Below are 17014 nucleotides of genomic sequence, written 5' to 3'. Positions count from 1 at the left end.
TATCTTTGCAAGGGGAAGCTTTTGGCTCTCGGTACTTTAGTTTCATTAGCCTTATATTTTATTGCCATGTTAGCAATAGGTTTATACGCATTTAAAAAATCAACAAGTGATGTTTCTGGTTATATGCTTGGTGGTCGTAGTTTAAGCCCTAGTGTTGCTGCGCTTTCTGCTGGTGCTTCTGATATGAGTGGTTGGATGTTAATGGGGCTTCCAGGTGCAATGTATTTAAGTGGCTTGAGCAGTTTGTGGATTGCTGTTGGCTTAGTCATTGGTGCTTATTGTAATTATCTTATTGTTGCTCCTCGATTACGTACGTATACCGAAGTTGCGAATGACTCTATTACTTTACCTGATTTTTTTGAAAACCGATTTAAAGATAATAGCCATCTGTTAAGAATAGTATCTTCTATCGTGATTGTAGTGTTCTTCACGCTTTATACATCGAGTGGTGTTGTTGCTGGTGGTAAACTATTTGAAAGCTCTTTTGGATTAGATTATGAATTAGGCTTATATGTAACGGCTGGAGTTGTGGTTGCTTATACCTTATTTGGTGGTTTTTTGGCGGTAAGTTTAACTGATTTTGTTCAAGGTTGTATTATGTTTATCGCCTTGGTATTAGTGCCTATTGTGACCATTGGAAAAGTTGGCGGTATTGGTGAAATGCAAGCAAGTATCAGTGCTATTAACCCCGAGCTATTGAATGTATTTAGTGGGGTGAGCTTGATCAGCATTATTTCGGCTATGGCGTGGGGCTTAGGATATTTTGGTCAGCCGCATATTATTGTTCGTTTTATGGCTGTTCGACGAGTTGAAGATATGCCTACTGCTCGCCGTATTGGTATGAGTTGGATGATTGTAGCGATCATTGGTGCGATGGCAACAGGATTTGCAGGTATTGCTTATGTTGCTCAAACTGGCATGTCTTTAGATGATCCAGAAACCATTTTTATTGTCTTGTCGCAAATTTTATTTAGCCCCCTTATTGCTGGCTTTTTATTGGCTGCTATTTTAGCTGCAATCATGAGTACTATTTCCTCACAATTATTAGTGACCTCAAGTTCTTTAACAGAAGATTTTTATAAAACTTTTTTACATCAAGAGGCTAGTGATAAACAGCAAGTACTTGTAGGGCGCATCTCAGTGTTTATAGTGGCTATGTTAGCTATTTATTTAGCCTATGATCGTAATTCAACTATATTAACGCTTGTCAGTAATGCTTGGGCTGGTTTTGGTGCTGCTTTTGGGCCAGTGGTTATTGGGTGTTTATATTGGCGAAAAATGACTCGAAATGGGGCTTTGGCAGGAATGATTTCAGGCGCAGCCACTGTATTGTTATGGATTTATGCGCCGGTTACTATTAATGGTCAATCGTTAAGTGCACTTATGTACGAAATAGTGCCAGGCTTTATAGTTTGCTCATTAGCCATTTATATTGTCAGTAGTTTATCTTCTCAACGTGATGATGAGATCTTGGCTAAACATGATGAAATGCTAAAGCTACATGCATAAATTTATTGCTATGAAAGAGGTTAAATGAGCTTAACCATGAGTATTACTTTTGTTTAAATTTTCTCATACTTACAGTGAATTAGGTGATAAGTTTTATCAAAAAACGTTACCTGAACAGGTTTATTCACCTTTATTATTGCTATGGAATAGCGATTTAGCGGATCAATTAGGTTTTAGCCATCAGGAGCAGCAACAATTGACTGATGGTGATAGTGACTTGGCTAACTACTTTTCTGGCAATGTTATCCCTGAAAATGCTGACCCTATTGCATTGGCTTATTCTGGCCATCAATTTGGACATTTCAATCCTCAGTTAGGGGATGGGCGTGCTCATTTACTAGGTGAGGTGATTGATAAAGATAATATAAGGCGCGATATCCAACTTAAAGGCTCAGGAATTACACACTTTTCAAGGCGCGGTGATGGTAAATGTGCCTTAGGTCCAGCTTTACGTGAATATATAATGAGTGAAGCTATGTTTGCCTTAGGCGTGCCCACAAGCCGCTCTTTAGCCGTGGTTGCTACAGGCGAACTTATTAATCGCGGAGTTGCGAAAGCGGGCGCTGTTGTTACGCGTGTTGCAAGTAGTCATATTCGTGTAGGCACGTTTCAATATTTTGCTGCAAGAGGAGACTTAACATCACTTCAGTCTTTGGTTAAATATACTATTAATCGTCATTTCCCAGAGCTAGTTAATACAGATGTTCCTAATGTTGATTTGCTTGATGAGCAAACCGTTCTTGCTTTTTTAGAGGCTGTTATAGCGAAACAAATTACCTTAGTCGTTAGCTGGTTACGGGTGGGGTTTATTCATGGCGTGATGAATACCGATAATACTGCTATAAGTGGTGAAACCATTGATTTTGGACCATGCGCTATGATGGGACAGTATGATCAACAAGCTGTTTTTAGTTCTATAGATGAATATGGCCGTTATGCTTTTGGGAATCAAGCAAAGATCATTCAGTGGAATATGGTGAGATTAGCTGAATGTTTATTGCCATTATTAATGCAAACAACTTGTGGCGATATGAGTGATGATGAACAAGAAAAACACGCTGTAAGGCAAGTTGAAGAAATTATACATCAGTATAACGCCATGTATGATCAGGCTTATTATACTATGTATGCTAATAAACTGGGCATGGACAAGGCGACTAGGGAAAATAAAGAACTAACGGAACGTTTACTGGCTATCTTACAAGAAGAGGGTTTAGATTATACCCAAACCTTTAATTTGCTAACTCTTTCACTAACAGATGATGAAGCTGCAAACAGGTTAAAATCTAAGCTAGGGGATTGGTATCATGATTGGCATGAATTACTTTCAATCTCAGCACAGTCTATCTCAGCAATAGGCTCAACCCCTGACAATGCTGTTTTATTGTTAATGCGTCAAAATAATCCTGTGGTTATCCCTCGAAACCATCATGTGGAAGCGGTATTAACTCGCTGTGAAGAGGCAATGGCTAATGAGGATGCACCAAGCGCAACCATAAACAAGTTAGTGAACGATTTTCTCATCGTATTACAATCTCCCTATCAGGAATTAGCAACGACGAAGGATTATCAAGATTTACCTGAAGATGGTGATCGATATTATCAAACTTTTTGTGGCACCTGACTTTATTAGATGTATGTTTGCATTGTTTATTAAGCAGGCAACACACATGAAACATAAATGGTAGAAAAAGTCAGTTTAGTTGCTTTAAGTAACTTCAACAAACACAAGTAATGTTAGATTAGCCAAGTATCTTAAACTGACCAAGTAGTCTTAAACTGATCTATTAGTCTTAAATTGACCAAGAGACATTGTTGCTAATAGCGTTCTGCCATTGATTTAATGATTCATTTTTATCCGCGACCACAATTACATTGGCTTTTTCAAAGCCTATTGATTCACCTTGTAAGTGTGTATCACTAAAATATTGCTTAAACGGCAAATCTTCATTTTTAGGTACCACAAACACATCAACGGTATCAGTGACTCCTTTAAAAACTAAATGCAAACTTTTCATGCCGCCAAATCGACAATAATCAGCAGAAATTAGCTCGCCCACGGTTTTATCGAAACTGCCGTTAAAAGCAATCATCTTTTTATTTAAAGCCGTTAAACTTATTTCAGTTTCTGTATCATTTTGAAATACACCTTGCTCATGGTAGACGTGGGCTAAGGCATAGTCACCGAGATTACTATAGGCATTTGAAAATTGTAGGTAATTCACCACTAAACCTGCGACAACGGCAACAGAAGCTGCAAGCGCTAAATGGATGCGAGATTTTCGCTTTTTCTGCTGATGGCTTGCGAGCGTTTGACGTAAAATTAACTTATCACTCAGTCCTTCAGGTACAGGAACCTGCATAGCTTGTTTTAACTTTTCATCCAGTTGCTGTAACTCTTGCGCAAATTCTTTTTTTGACGGATCAGTTTGCTGTGCTTTAAGTACTTCGTCGTCTTGGCATGTAGGATCTGCGTATATGCTACGTCTAAATTGCAAATCATCCATTATATTGACCTCTAACTTTCGGTTCTTTCTCTAACGCTTCTTTTAGCTGATTACGCGCTCTAAACAAACGTGTCATTACGGTATTTTTATTTAGATCAAGCATAGAGGCTATATCGTCACCACTGTAACCGCCTAAAATTTGTAATACTAATGGCTCTGAATACTCAGGTGGTAATTGCGCTATTTTTTCTCTTAACCAGTGATTTTCAATTTCTTGCTCTGTACTCGTAGACTGAGTATCCATTACACTGGCTTCTTCGTATTCACTCATATCAAAGCGTTTTCGTTCAAATCGGCGAGCATTTTCACGACGTAAAATTGTGATCAACCATGACTTAGCCGCTTTCTCATCTTTTAATGAGTCTAACGCCCGCCATGCACGTAAAAATGTTTCTTGCACTAAATCTTCAGATACTTGCTTATCATGAGTTAACCAATACGCATATCGGTATAGATCAGTATGCAAAGCCTTGACTAGTGCTTCATATCTAACTTGTTTTGTTGCCATATTAGTAGAGACCTGAGCACTAGCAGATTTATTTCGCTTTTTTTTAATAAACATTTTTATTGTTTACTATGGGTTAAGTGTGAAGCTGATATTGCTTTTCGATGGTTTGAAGTTTTTATTAACGTCTTGAATCGCTGTGAGTAAAGCTTGTCCTGACCATGTCGAGTTTTCATTGGGTTTACCGTAGAGAGACGATTGCACATCATTAACCGCATGTGTGAATGCTTCATCCTCAATGACTGTCATTGCTTCTGATAAAGTTGAAACATTTGAGTTAACGCTGACTAGTAAACTGTTAACCCAAGGTACAATTAAATTTAAAGTTTGCTCTGCATTATTTTGTTTACAACTTGCCAGTAGGGCAAGGTAGTGGTTATTAGCAAGAGGCTTTTCTTTAGCAGGCTGTGTTTTTATATAACCACGTTTTAAATAAATAACATGGCTAAACCAGGCGATAAGGGTTAATAACCACAATGCAAAGAATAGCCATTGTAATTTTGTGTTTTGCTCAATGATAATGGCTTGTTGAGGCCCTGAACCTATAGTTTCTTGATTATTATGTTCTTGATTACTTTGTACCTTGTTTTGACTCAAGCCTTGCTGATCATTTACCTGCATAGAGGGTGACGCGTTACCAGAATCACCATTAGGTAAAATAGTGATGGTTTGCTCAGGCAACACAGCTTGTTGATACTTGTTGGTGACCGTATTCCACCAGTTAATGGTTATTTTAGGTAGAGTATATTGGCCCACTTGACTGGCGACTAATGCAAAGTTTTGCTTCTTTTGACTTACTAAGCGATCTTTAGATAAGTTTGAATGTAGCTCTGCTTGATCTGGATACACTTTTAACCCCATAGGGGCTTGCATAACTATGTTAGGTAATTGAGATTCTCCAAGGCCTGCTGCAGTAAGCAAAAGCGTGCGTGTAATTGGCTCACCCACTTTAAATTCACTGCTACTGGGTTGCCACTCTTGATGTAAAGTTAATAATTCACTGGGTAACCAACTTGCGTTATCAGGGTAGCTATCTGGAATAGGGCGTACATTAAGAGCAAGCTTTTCGCCTAAAATATTGATTGGCTTAGTTTCTCCGAAGCTTAAAAAACCTGAACGACGTTTTGATTGCACCATCACTTCACCGGCAAAGGTTGGGGAAATTAGGGTTAATTCTCCACTTTTTTCTGGTGTTATTGCGTAAGTTCGCTCGATAATACGATAGCGCTTGCCGTTAATGATGTTGTCCGTTTCTTTATCTGTTCCAACTTGTAAAATATTGGCGCCATCTAGGGTGGGCTCAGTTAAACTACCACGCTGTAGTTGGACACTAATATGAAGCTTGACGGTGAGCGTTACTAATTGCTGGACATAAACATCATTTTTTGAAAGCTCTGCGGTAATAAAAATATCTTGTTGTTTTGCTGAGCTATCATTTCCTGGTTCAACAACCACGACAGCTATTGCTTTTGAGTAATGGTTATCAACTTTTAAAGCAGGAATGATAAGCTTGCCGGTTTTTTTCGGAATAAGCACTATTTGCCAGCGTGTTGTCTGGCTAGTCTTAAAATTGATTATATTGGTCTGAGAGCTTACTTCGGTGCGCGCAACGATGAAGTCAGTAGTTAATGGGCTTGTGTCAAGGGCATCGCGCTCGACACTGTCATCAGCGGTAACTGTGAGCACAATAGATTCGTTACTCATGACAGGATTAGAGTCAATACTAGCAGTCACTTGCGTTAAGGCAAAAGCTGACTGACTGATGACTAATAGTGCGCTAATAGTTATTGTTGCGACTAGTTTTAAGGTTACTTTTACCACTTTTTCTTGTCTCCTTGACTAGCACCAAACTGTTTACGTTTTTGATACTCTAATTGCATTTTGTTTCGCAGTAACAGGTGAGGGTCGTCTGTTACTTTATTAAGTAACTGTTGGTGTTTCTGCTCGGTTTCTTTGGCTTGTTGTTCTGCGGCTATTTGTGCTGGCGTCTTTTCTTCGCCTTGCTCATTTTCACCTTGCTCAGAATTACTAGCTTGTTGCTCTTGCTCATTTTGCTGCTCTTGGGGTTGGTCTTTTGATTGTTCTGAAGATTGTTGTTCATTTTGTTGTTTATTTTCATCAGTGTCACTTTGTTGCTGTGATTGCTCGTTCTGCTCACTTTGTTGGTTATCATCACTTTGTTGCTGTGAGTCTTGTTGCTCACCTTGCTGCTGATTGTTTTGATTGTCGCTTTGGCTTTGCTCTTGATTTTCGTTTTGGCTCTGATCTTGTTTATCAGAATCTTGAGATTGATCACCTTGCTGTTGTTGCTGTTGCTCTTGTTGTTTTTGTTGTTGTTTAATTTTTTCTATATTGTCTTTGGCATCTTGCAGATCTGGATTCTTAGCAAGGGCTTGTTCGTAATGTTCAATCGCTTGCTCGTACTGTTGCATTTGCGCTAATGCATTGCCTTGGTTATATAATGAGCTAGCACTCGTCGATTGTTCACCTTGTTTAAAGGCATCTAATGCTGCTTGATAATTTCCAGCTTTATAGTGTGCGCTACCTTGCCATTGATTGTTTTCAAATTGTTCAGCAGCACCTTGGTAGTCTTGTTGGTTGTATCGTTGTTGTGCTTGTTGATCCTTAGTTTTCCATAAATTGTTCCAAATATTACCCAAAGTAGAGCCTTGGTTATTGCCTTGACTATTGTTGGGGTTTTGACTTGGCTGATTAGTGGTTTGTTCCATTTGCGCAGTAGTTTGCTGATAGGCAAAAGTATTCGAACTGATAAATGAAAAAGACAATAGAGTTAATAGAGGCAAACTTATAGAAGACAGCATTAAAACACTGCTACCTCGTCTGAAATAACTTAATAATAGCGGTAAAACTATGATTAATAACCATGGACCTTGCTCTTGCCATTGATCACCACTTTGCTGACTTTGTTGTTTGTTTTCTTCGCTTTGCGCTAAAACTGTACGATTACTCAGTAACTTTTCAATATCATTATCGTTGTGAGAAATCGTTTGATATTGACCATTACCACGCATTGTTAAGCCATTAAGTTTTTGAATGGGTAACTTAGGCACGACAATGGCACCATAATTATCTTTAAGTAATTCACCTGAAGGTAAGGTGATTGGTGCACCTTCTTGACTACCAATGCCTAAAATATTTAATTGATGGCCGAATTTTGTTGACCAGTCATAAATATCATTGATTTCACTATTATCTACATCATCAGTAAACCAGTAAATATCTCCATTTAGGTGTCCGGCATTTGTCAACATTTCATGGGCAAGTGATAAGGCAGGATATGGGTTAGCTCCATGTTCAGGCATAATCTCAGGACTTAACGATGGCAAGAGTAGTTCAATATTTTTAATGTCTTGTGTTAAAGGGCTGATCACAAAGGCATCACCTGCATAAGCAATTAAACCAATATCACCTTCATTTATTTTATTCAGTAAATCAACGGCTTTATAGCGCGCTCGGGTTAAGCGATTTGGTTTAATGTCAGTGGCGTACATGGAGTATGACATATCCATAATTAACACTGAGCCAGTTTGCGTTTGATAAACTGGTTGTGGTAATTTTTGCCATGCAGGGCCTGCCATGGCGATAATAGCAAAGAAACCAATCAGAAAAGGTTTGATTAACTTGCTTTGAAAAATTGAAAAACCTTGAGACTTTGGCTGAGCAGTTGTACTGGCACCCTCAACTAAGACTTGCCTTAAATGATCAGGAATAAATTTATTCCAAGGAGATTGGTTGAAACGATGTTTTTTTAATAACCAAAGGGCAAAAATGAGGGCAATTATTGCCAATAACCACCAAGGTCTTAAAAAGTGAAAATTGTTTATAAATACGGTGAAAGAAGTCATATGTTTTCGATAACCTAAGCCGCTTTGCGATTAACACTGGCGAAGTTAATCACTAATAAATAGAAAAAACTTAATACTAATGCCAAGGCGAGTGGCCAATAAAATAGCGCGGTAAGTGGGCGCATTTGTTGTTGCTCTTGCTCAATCGGCTCAAGTTCGTCAAGCAACTGATAAATTTGGCTCATACTTTGGCTGTCTCTAGCACGAAAGTACTTACCACCGGTTTCATTAGCCAGCTTTGTTAAGGTTTTCTCGTCTAATTCACTTGAAGGGTTTACGCGGCGATTGCCAAATAGTGATTGTTGTATCATGACATCAGCGCCTATACCTATAGAATAAATGGTAATATCTTTGGCTATGGCTAGTTCAAGTGCTTGCTCAGGCGTTATTTTTCCAGCGGTATTTTGACCGTCAGTTAATAATAATAGTACTTTGTTGGATTGCTGTTTAGCATCGAAACGTTTTACGGCAAGGGCAATAGCATCACCAATAGCGGTTTTTCTGCCGACTAAACCAAGCACACTTTCATCAAGCATTTGTTTAACGGTTTGTCTATCAAAGGTCATTGGAGTTTGCATATAAGCATCGTCGCCAAACAATATTAAACCTAATCTATCGCCAACACGACGTTCAATAAAATCACCCAGTACTACCTTTAACATATCGAGTCGATTGACGGCTCGTCCATTAATACTCATGTCTTCAATTTGCATACTGCCAGATAAATCGACGGCAATCATCATCTCTCGACCTTCGGTTGGAATGTCTATCGCATCACCTAACCATTGTGGTTGACTCAGAGCCAATACAGTTAACAACCAACATAGGGTTAATATGATGAGTGGAGCTTTTTTACTGTTTTGTGTTTGGGTACTCGAGCTGTTTGACGATAATAGTGTTGGAACGATTAAGGCCGCACTCGTATGGCTTTTTTCTTTTTTAGGAAGCCAGTAAACCAACAAAGGTAAGGGCATAAGCAGTAACAACCATGGCCAGGCAAAATCAATCATAGTTCAGCCTCCGGCGTTTTGGGGCTTAAATTTGGGCAAAAATTTGAGCTTAAATTTTTGCCTGTCTCTTTTGGTGGCAAAGCATTGCTAAGCCATAATATAGCTGCTTTGTGAAGGTTACTTTGATCATTATCGGCTGTATCGATTGAGCTATGATACTGATTTGTGAAGCTATCTCCAACAAGTTCTAGAAATGATTGTTGGTGCTTTTCAGGGAGTTTTTGTGATAAAAATTGTAGAAAATTAGTACCATATAATTTAGCTAATTCAAAGCGTGAGAAATACTGTAAAGCTGCCCATTTTAATAATGCGATAATATCGTTATTACTCATGTTTGGCGTATTTTTTAACTGCTGCAATGCTATTTTTTGCTGCTGCTTTAATTTCTTCTGTTGGTAAGTTTTTATAAAAAATAAAACCATCAGAACTACAACTATTGTAGTTAAAATCCACCAACCGTAGGCAATAGGAAAATTTGATATTTGCTCAGGTGCGTGAATATCGTTCAGGTTGAGGGGATTTGTTGGCGTTACTGGCGTAGCAGAAGCGGGATTTATCTGTTGCAAAACTGCTCTCCATTTTTCAGTTGTTGTTCTAAAGTTTCTCCAGCCGTTAAGGTGATAACTCGGGCACCTGCTTTTTGTAGTAGTTTCTGACAGTGGTTATTCATTATGCTTGCTTGTTGTTTATACGTGGCCGCAGTTGCACTATCGCCTAAGGTAAGTTGTTGACGATTATGACCATCGGTAAAGTTAACATTTAGCTTAATGCGACTTTTTGGTAATTCTTGCTCTAACGAGTCAGAAATCAAGCAAACAACGAGTTCACAATGTTGGCTAATTTGTGTTAGATGGCGAAGGGCGTTTTGTTGTTGTGCTTCACTGGCATTTTTAAGTTGCTGTGCATCTGTAATTAAATACACTAAGGCACCAGGTTTTGCTATTTGCCTAATTCGGGCGCAGTTGTCAGCAAAGTATTGTTCACTTTGAGTGCCTGCTGTTAAATTTTCTTGTTGGCTATCTGCTTGATATTGTCGTTTGTGCTGACTGTTATGTAATGTCTGTAAGGCATGCAAGTAATGCAGTACACCTTCTTTTCGACTTCTGGGCTTTAATTCTAAGTGTTCACTTTGATTAAATACGATACCACCTAAACGATCACCACGGTTTTTAGCGTGCCAAGCAACAAGCGAAGCTAAGTGTGCCGCTTGTACGGACTTGAATAAAAGTTGACTACCAAAGTGCATGCTAGCACTTAAATCTGTTGCAATAAGCACAGGGCGCTCTAATTCTTCACGGAATAACTTAGTATGTGTTTTACCTGTTCGAGCGGTAACGCGCCAATCAATAGCTCTAATATCATCGCCTGTTTGGTAATGTCGCACTTCGTCAAACTCCATACCACGCCCTTTACTGCGTGATAAATAATTGCCTGACATTTGCCCATGAATATTTTTACGGGCGGACAAATCTATCAGAGCAGTTTTGTTCTGATAATGAAGCAGCTCAGGCATTGCAAGTTCAATCCCATTGCTAAAAATGCTTGCAAGTTGAGATTGAAAATCACTTTGGGTATTTGCTTGCCTGTTAATTGTTTTTTGTTTAAACCACATAGCTATAACTAAACGAGATTAAGCAACAGCAACTAGACTTAATAAGTGATCAAGTAGTTGGTTTGCGGTAATACCTTCTGCTTCTGCTTGATAACTTAATAAAATTCTGTGTCTGAGTACGTTATGAAAAACGGCTTGAATATCTTCAGGGCTAACAAAGTCACGGTTATGTAACCAAGCACGAGCGCGGGCACAGCGATCAAGGGCAATTGTAGCTCTAGGGCTGGCACCAAAAGCTAACCAAGATTTTAACTTGTCATCATATTTTTCTGGCTGGCGAGTAGCTATGATTAAATCAACCATATAAGTTTCTAGCGCTGGTGCCATATGGATGTTCAGCACATCTTTACGGGCACTAAAAATTTCAGCCTGACTTAATACTCTCAGTGGTGCTTTTTCTTCCGCTGAGCTCGCTAATGCTTCTCCACGATTAAGCTTTAATATATCTAATTCACTATTGGCATCAGGGTAGTCAATTTCTAAGTGCATTAAAAATCGATCTAATTGTGCTTCAGGTAAAGGGTAAGTGCCTTCTTGCTCAATAGGATTTTGTGTTGCCATTACCAAGAATAGTTCAGGTAATTGATAGGTTTTTCGGCCAACAGTTACCTGTCCTTCAGCCATAGCTTCGAGTAATGCAGATTGAACTTTAGCAGGCGCACGGTTAATTTCATCAGCTAAAACAAGATTTTGAAATAAAGGACCGGCTTGGAAAACAAAGCTGCCATCTTCTGGACGATAAATATCTGTGCCAGTTAAATCTGCCGGCAATAAATCAGGCGTAAATTGAATACGGTGAAAGTCTGCTTCTAAACCTTCAGCTAAAGCATTAACAGCACGTGTTTTTGCAAGACCTGGTGGGCCTTCAACAATTAGGTGGCCGTTTGCTAGTAATGCAATAAGTAAATTTTCAACAAATGCCGGTTGACCAATAATTTGTTGCGATAAATGTTGTTTTAATGCGGAGAAGTGTTCAATTGCCATATTTTTATCTTAAAGTGTTGTTTTTAAATTTTGTTTTTATGTAAAACGTTGTTGCTGATTAGCACTCTAGCATTTTATATAAGGTTATAGTTAAAGAAAACAAGGTTATTGTTTGATAGTTGTAACAAATTTTTATTTATTGGCAATTGCTGGTAGTAGTCTATGCTTTGAAGGTTAAACAGTAGTTTTAAATCAGGGATTGATTATTTTTTATAGTTAGTTAAAATCAAAGGTAAAGAACAAGAGGTCTGACCTCTTTGTCTTGTCTATTTTTTGCAATAAGTAAATAGGTAAATAGGTAAGCATCATCACTGGAGAATAAAATATATGACGATAAAAATGACCACGCGAACAGGGGAGCGCATTGCTGTAGTAGCAGGCTTAAGAACCCCATTTGCTAAGCAGGCTACAGCCTTCCATGGTGTACCAGCTGTTGACCTAGGTAAATTAGTTGTGAATGAGCTATTGCAAAAGCATGATGTTGACCCTGCAATTATTGACCAATGTGTGTTTGGTCAAGTTGTACAAATGCCAGAAGCACCGAACATTGCGCGTGAAATTGTTTTGGGTACGGGTATGAATGTAAATACTGACGCTTATAGCGTATCCCGTGCTTGTGCGACAAGTTTTCAGTCTACCGTCAATGTTGCTGAATCTATTATGGGTGGTTTCGTCGATGTGGGCGTTGCTGGTGGGGCTGATTCATCTTCCGTTGCGCCTATTGGTGTATCGAAGAAGTTTGCTCGTACTTTATTAGATTTAAGTAAAGCGAAAACTCTTGGGAAGAAAATTGCTTTAATTCGTCAGTTAGGTTTTAAAGATATTTTGCCTGTGGCACCTGCTGTTGCCGAGTATTCTACCGGTATTTCGATGGGGCAAACAGCTGAACAAATGGCGAAAACTCATCAAATATCTCGTGAAGATCAAGACGCTTTAGCGCATCGCTCTCATACCTTAGCAACGAAAAGTTGGGCTGAAGGTAAGCTTGATGGTGAAGTGATGACTGCCCATAGTGAGCCTTACAAAGGTTTTATAGATAAAGATAATTGTTTTAGAGAAGACTCAGTATTAGAAGGTTATGCGAAGCTTCGTCCAGTATTTGATCGTAAGCATGGCACAGTAACCGCCGCAAACAGTACTGCATTAACGGATGGTGGTGCAGCTTTATTATTAATGAGAGAAGGTCGAGCCAAAGAGTTAGGCTATAAACCGTTGGGTTATATTCGCAGTTATGGATTTGCTGCTATAGATGTATGGCAAGATATGCTTATGGGGCCAAGTTATGCAACGCCAATAGCGTTAAAACGTGCAGGCTTAGAGTTAGCAGACTTAGATTTGATTGAGATGCATGAAGCTTTTGCGGCACAAGCATTAGCAAATATGAAAATGTTTGCCAGTGACAAATTTGCTCGTGAAAACTTAGGTCGTGACAAAGCAATAGGTGATATTGATATGACCAAGTTTAATGTCATGGGTGGCTCTCTTGCTTATGGTCATCCTTTTGCAGCAACTGGCGCACGCTTAATTACTCAAACATTGAATGAGTTAAATCGTCGTGGCGGCGGCGTTGGGTTGACAACTGCTTGTGCGGCAGGTGGTTTAGGTGCAGCTATGGTATTGGAGACAGATTAATGACTGATATTAATGAAGAAGGAAACAGTGTGAGCGCTTTTACTTTAGTTCGTCAAGATAATGGCATTGTTCATTTGGTTATGGATGTTGTTGAAGACACCATGAATACGCTTAAAGCAGAGTTTGCTGAACAAGTGGCCGATGTATTAGCTGAGATAAAATCAGACAAGTCTATTACAGGTGTAGTGTTATGTAGTGGTAAAAAGGATTCGTTTGTAGCGGGTGCAGATATCAATATGATTAATAGCTGTAAGTCCAAGGAAGAAGTTATAGCACTTTCTCGCCAAGGGCAGATGATTTTTTCTCAACTTGAACAGTTAACTGTACCTGTAGTTGCTGCTATTAACGGTGCTTGTTTGGGTGGTGGCTTAGAGCTGGCCATGGCATGTCATGCCCGGGTCTGTAGTGATAATCCTAAAACAGCTTTAGGGTTACCCGAAGTGCAGTTAGGTTTACTACCAGGCAGTGGTGGTACTCAACGACTACCTAAATTAGTTGGCGTACAAAAAGCACTGGATATGATGTTAACTGGAAAACAACTTCGTGCTAAGCAAGCCTTAAAAGTGGGCTTAGTAAATGATGTTGTGCCTAATAGTATATTAATTGCTACAGCTGAAAAAATGGCACTTGCAGGGAGTTTAAAGCAAGTGGTGAAGTTTAAGTCATCATTGGTTAATAAATTTTTAGAAGGCACATCGTTTGGACGCGGCATAGTATATAAACAAGCTAAAAAGTCTGTTTTAGCGAAAACAAAAGGAAATTATCCCGCTCCAGTTAAAATTATTGACTGTGTAAAAATGGGTGTCGAACAGTCTTCTGCCAAGGGGTATCAAATTGAAGCGGAGCATTTTTCTGAATTAGCAATGAGTGCTGAGTCGGCACAATTGCGTAATTTGTTTTTTGCCACGACTGAAATGAAAAAAGAGCAGGGCGTTGCTGATGTAATGCCTGAAAAAATTATTAAAGCAGGTGTGTTAGGTGGAGGTTTAATGGGAGGAGGTATTGCTTTTGTAACGGCAACTAAAGCAAATATTCCTGCGAGAATTAAAGATATTAATCACCAAGGCATTAGTCATGCGCTTAAATACAGCTTTGATTTACTCAATAAAAAAGTAAAGCGTCGTTTTATACGTAAAAGTGAAATGCAAAAGCAGATGTCAATGATTACTGGCTGTATTGACTATTCAGGTTTTAAAGATGTTGATATTGTTGTTGAAGCAGTATTTGAAAACTTATCTTTGAAACAGGATATGGTGTTAGAAATTGAGAAAAATGCAAAAGAGTCTACAATTTTTGCAAGTAACACCTCTAGCTTGCCTATTGGAAATATCGCTGAAAAAGCTGCAAGGAAAGAGAATGTTATTGGCTTACATTATTTCTCGCCTGTCGATAAAATGCCATTAGCTGAAATTATTCCGCATGAAACAACGTCAGATCAGACTATTTCAACCACAGTTGCTTTTGCCAAAAAACAAGGTAAAACACCAATCGTGGTAAAAGATAAAGCAGGATTTTATGTTAACCGTATATTAGCACCTTATATGAATGAAGCAGCAATATTGCTTTTAGCTGGTGAGCCTATTGATAAGCTTGATAAAGCACTTGTTAACTTTGGCTTCCCTGTTGGACCAATGCAACTCCTCGATGAAGTTGGTATTGATGTTGGCGCCAAGATAGGGCCTATTTTGCAAGCTGATTTAGGTGAACGTTTTGCTGCTCCTGAAGCTTTTTCCAAATTACTTGAAGATGGTCGTTTAGGTAAAAAAGCAGAGAAAGGTTTTTACTTGTACGGAAAGAAAGCCAAAAAAGGTAAAAAGCAAGTTGATGAAAGTATTTATCGTTTATTAAATTTGAAACCCTCTGGTAGTTTATCAAATGATGAAATCGCTAAACGCTGTACTTATATGATGTTAAATGAAGCAGCTCGCTGTGTAGATGAAGGCATAGTCAGAAATGCGAGAGATGGTGATATTGGGGCTATTTTTGGCATAGGCTTCCCACCATTCTTAGGTGGCCCACTACGTTATATAGATAAAATTGGTGCACAGTCATTAGTTGCACAATTATCTCAATGGGCTGAGCAACACGGTGATCGTTATGCACCTTGTGAAGCTTTAGTTTCTATGGCTGAAAATGGTAGTAGCTATTATGAGCCAATCTTAGTTTAATTAATTTTGATGTCATTTAAATAGCCATATTAATTCAAAACGCCAACTTTTATAAGTTGGCGTTTTTTTATATCTAAAGTTTTATCAGTTATTTAGGGTTAGTCATTTTTTTGACTGCAATATTGATCCTAATGTAGGCAAATAAGATCCGTTAGTGCGGATCTTTTTTGCCTAGAATGATTTGATTAATTAACGTTATAAGTGTTGAATAATTACTCTATTTTTACTATATTAGCCGCGATTTTTCGCTGTATTTTAGAAAGGTATAATCGTGTTGGCTTTAGTAGTATTCGTTGTGAGTGTGGTTTGTGGTGTGTTTTTTAATATTCAGGCATTACTTACAGGTTTTGGTCGTAAACGATGGACATTGGCAGGCCTATTGTTTGGCCCACTAATTTTACCTATGTTCATGATGAAAAAGCGAATGCTGTTAAACCATATGACGGGTTTAAATCAATTGATCTTTAGGGCGTAGCACTGAATAGTGTTTAACGGGTGCGTTAACTGAGTTTGCTAATGCAAGCTTTATGAGTAAAAGCTGATAAGCTTTTATTGAAAAATATGAAGTTGTTTCGGGCTAGTCCGTTAGAATAAAGTCGCTAACATCCATGTTAGTGTCTTAGACGATTTGACTTTTATGACCACCAAGTATTGGCGGTAGTCTCTTTAAATTCAATACGAGCTGCAATAGGATTTGCCTTTTTAGCGTTCTTTGTACCGAATAAAGTTTTAAATAAATTAATCATAGTTAACTCCAACGTGTAAGTAAGCTATTGGTTTTTTGTTATAAACGACGAGTACCGCGTTGAGCACCTGTTTCTTCGATGATTAGATCATTTTCAGTACTTAAACGACGAGTACCACGTTGAGCACCTGCTTCTTCGATGGTTAAATCATTTTCAGTACTTAAACGGCGAGTACCACGTTGAGCACCAACTTCTTTGATGGTTAAATCATTTTCAGTACTTAAACGACGTGTACCACGTTGAGCACCAACTTCTTTGATGGTTAAATCATTTTCAGAACTTAAACGGCGAGTACCACGTTGGGCACCAATTTCACGAATATCTACTAGATTGTTATCAGCAACTAGCGCTGGCGTCGTAGACATAGCTACAGATAAAATAATTGAACTTAACATGCACTTTTCCTTAATAATTTAGATTGATTAGTTGTTCTAAATATGTAAATGCTTAAAGTGTGCCAAGTTAATTGTTTTTT

14 protein-coding genes are annotated in these 17014 nt (G+C 38.5%); 5 read left to right on the top strand and 9 right to left on the bottom strand.

Annotation, left to right across the window (positions count from 1 at the left end; translation table 11 throughout):
- The first annotated feature begins 21 nt into the window (after positions 1-21).
- Both putP and AC27GZ_RS11485 read left to right on the top strand, forming a co-directional pair.
- Positions 22-1509, top strand: coding sequence for a sodium/proline symporter PutP (putP, locus tag AC27GZ_RS11490; RefSeq protein WP_487095198.1), 1488 nt, complete (start codon positions 22-24; stop codon positions 1507-1509).
- A 49-nt stretch (positions 1510-1558) separates the two neighbouring features.
- Positions 1559-3133: a protein adenylyltransferase SelO gene (locus AC27GZ_RS11485; RefSeq protein ID WP_487095196.1), complete on the top strand. Its 1575-nt coding sequence runs from the start codon at positions 1559-1561 to the stop codon at positions 3131-3133.
- Between the two features lie 169 nt (positions 3134-3302).
- Here the strand turns inward: AC27GZ_RS11485 and AC27GZ_RS11480 are convergent, their stop codons facing one another.
- The 8 genes from AC27GZ_RS11480 to AC27GZ_RS11445 form a co-directional block, all read right to left on the bottom strand.
- A complete protein-coding gene (locus AC27GZ_RS11480; RefSeq protein ID WP_487095195.1) occupies positions 3303-4016 on the bottom strand; it encodes a DUF3379 family protein in 714 nt (237 codons plus the stop codon).
- On the bottom strand, positions 4009-4524 hold the full coding sequence (locus AC27GZ_RS11475; RefSeq protein WP_487095194.1) for a sigma-70 family RNA polymerase sigma factor: 516 nt from the start codon (positions 4522-4524) through the stop codon (positions 4009-4011). Before AC27GZ_RS11475 ends, AC27GZ_RS11480 begins: the two co-directional genes overlap by 8 nt.
- A gap of 66 nt (positions 4525-4590) precedes the next feature.
- Positions 4591-6342: a BatD family protein gene (locus AC27GZ_RS11470; RefSeq protein WP_487095192.1), complete on the bottom strand. Its 1752-nt coding sequence runs from the start codon at positions 6340-6342 to the stop codon at positions 4591-4593.
- The gene (locus tag AC27GZ_RS11465; RefSeq protein ID WP_487095190.1) at positions 6336-8387 is read right to left on the bottom strand and encodes a vWA domain-containing protein; all 2052 of its coding nucleotides are present in this window, start codon (positions 8385-8387) and stop codon (positions 6336-6338) included. The genes AC27GZ_RS11470 and AC27GZ_RS11465 overlap by 7 nt, the downstream gene beginning before the upstream one ends.
- Positions 8388-8401: 14 nt before the next feature.
- A complete protein-coding gene (locus AC27GZ_RS11460; RefSeq protein WP_487095189.1) occupies positions 8402-9397 on the bottom strand; it encodes a vWA domain-containing protein in 996 nt (331 codons plus the stop codon).
- Positions 9394-9963, bottom strand: coding sequence for a DUF4381 domain-containing protein (locus tag AC27GZ_RS11455; protein ID WP_487095187.1), 570 nt, complete (start codon positions 9961-9963; stop codon positions 9394-9396). Before AC27GZ_RS11455 ends, AC27GZ_RS11460 begins: the two co-directional genes overlap by 4 nt.
- Positions 9951-11009: a DUF58 domain-containing protein gene (locus tag AC27GZ_RS11450; RefSeq protein ID WP_487095186.1), complete on the bottom strand. Its 1059-nt coding sequence runs from the start codon at positions 11007-11009 to the stop codon at positions 9951-9953. Before AC27GZ_RS11450 ends, AC27GZ_RS11455 begins: the two co-directional genes overlap by 13 nt.
- Positions 11010-11027: 18 nt before the next feature.
- A complete protein-coding gene (locus tag AC27GZ_RS11445) occupies positions 11028-11993 on the bottom strand; it encodes an AAA family ATPase (protein ID WP_487095185.1) in 966 nt (321 codons plus the stop codon).
- A gap of 327 nt (positions 11994-12320) precedes the next feature.
- On the opposite strand from AC27GZ_RS11445, the gene fadI reads away from it, so the two are divergent.
- The 3 genes from fadI (at position 12321) to AC27GZ_RS11430 (ending at position 16268) form a co-directional block, all read left to right on the top strand.
- Complete coding sequence (fadI, locus tag AC27GZ_RS11440; protein ID WP_487095184.1) at positions 12321-13625, top strand: acetyl-CoA C-acyltransferase FadI; 1305 nt, start codon at positions 12321-12323, stop codon at positions 13623-13625.
- Positions 13625-15793: a fatty acid oxidation complex subunit alpha FadJ gene (fadJ, locus tag AC27GZ_RS11435; RefSeq protein ID WP_487095182.1), complete on the top strand. Its 2169-nt coding sequence runs from the start codon at positions 13625-13627 to the stop codon at positions 15791-15793. Before fadI ends, fadJ begins: the two co-directional genes overlap by 1 nt.
- Before the next feature lie 271 nt (positions 15794-16064).
- Positions 16065-16268, top strand: coding sequence for a hypothetical protein (locus AC27GZ_RS11430; protein WP_487095181.1), 204 nt, complete (start codon positions 16065-16067; stop codon positions 16266-16268).
- A gap of 309 nt (positions 16269-16577) precedes the next feature.
- Here the strand turns inward: AC27GZ_RS11430 and AC27GZ_RS11425 are convergent, their stop codons facing one another.
- On the bottom strand, positions 16578-16934 hold the full coding sequence (locus AC27GZ_RS11425) for a hypothetical protein (protein ID WP_487095180.1): 357 nt from the start codon (positions 16932-16934) through the stop codon (positions 16578-16580).
- Positions 16935-17014: the final 80 nt, after the last annotated feature.

The organism is Colwellia sp. SU-HH00943, from assembly GCF_057546125.1.
This window is presented reverse-complemented; position numbering and strand designations above follow the sequence as displayed.

Excerpts from the sequence above, each read along its gene's own strand:
- AC27GZ_RS11480 (WP_487095195.1), bottom strand. The coding sequence starts at position 4,016 with ATGGATGATTTGCAATTTAGACGTAGCATATACGCAGATCCTACATGC.
- AC27GZ_RS11475 (WP_487095194.1), bottom strand. The coding sequence starts at position 4,524 with ATGGCAACAAAACAAGTTAGATATGAAGCACTAGTCAAGGCTTTGCAT.
- AC27GZ_RS11465 (WP_487095190.1), bottom strand. The coding sequence starts at position 8,387 with ATGACTTCTTTCACCGTATTTATAAACAATTTTCACTTTTTAAGACCT.
- AC27GZ_RS11460 (WP_487095189.1), bottom strand. The coding sequence starts at position 9,397 with ATGATTGATTTTGCCTGGCCATGGTTGTTACTGCTTATGCCCTTACCT.
- AC27GZ_RS11450 (WP_487095186.1), bottom strand. The coding sequence starts at position 11,009 with ATGTGGTTTAAACAAAAAACAATTAACAGGCAAGCAAATACCCAAAGT.
- AC27GZ_RS11445 (WP_487095185.1), bottom strand. The coding sequence starts at position 11,993 with ATGGCAATTGAACACTTCTCCGCATTAAAACAACATTTATCGCAACAA.
- fadI (WP_487095184.1), top strand. The coding sequence starts at position 12,321 with ATGACGATAAAAATGACCACGCGAACAGGGGAGCGCATTGCTGTAGTA.
- fadJ (WP_487095182.1), top strand. The coding sequence starts at position 13,625 with ATGACTGATATTAATGAAGAAGGAAACAGTGTGAGCGCTTTTACTTTA.
- AC27GZ_RS11425 (WP_487095180.1), bottom strand. The coding sequence starts at position 16,934 with ATGTTAAGTTCAATTATTTTATCTGTAGCTATGTCTACGACGCCAGCG.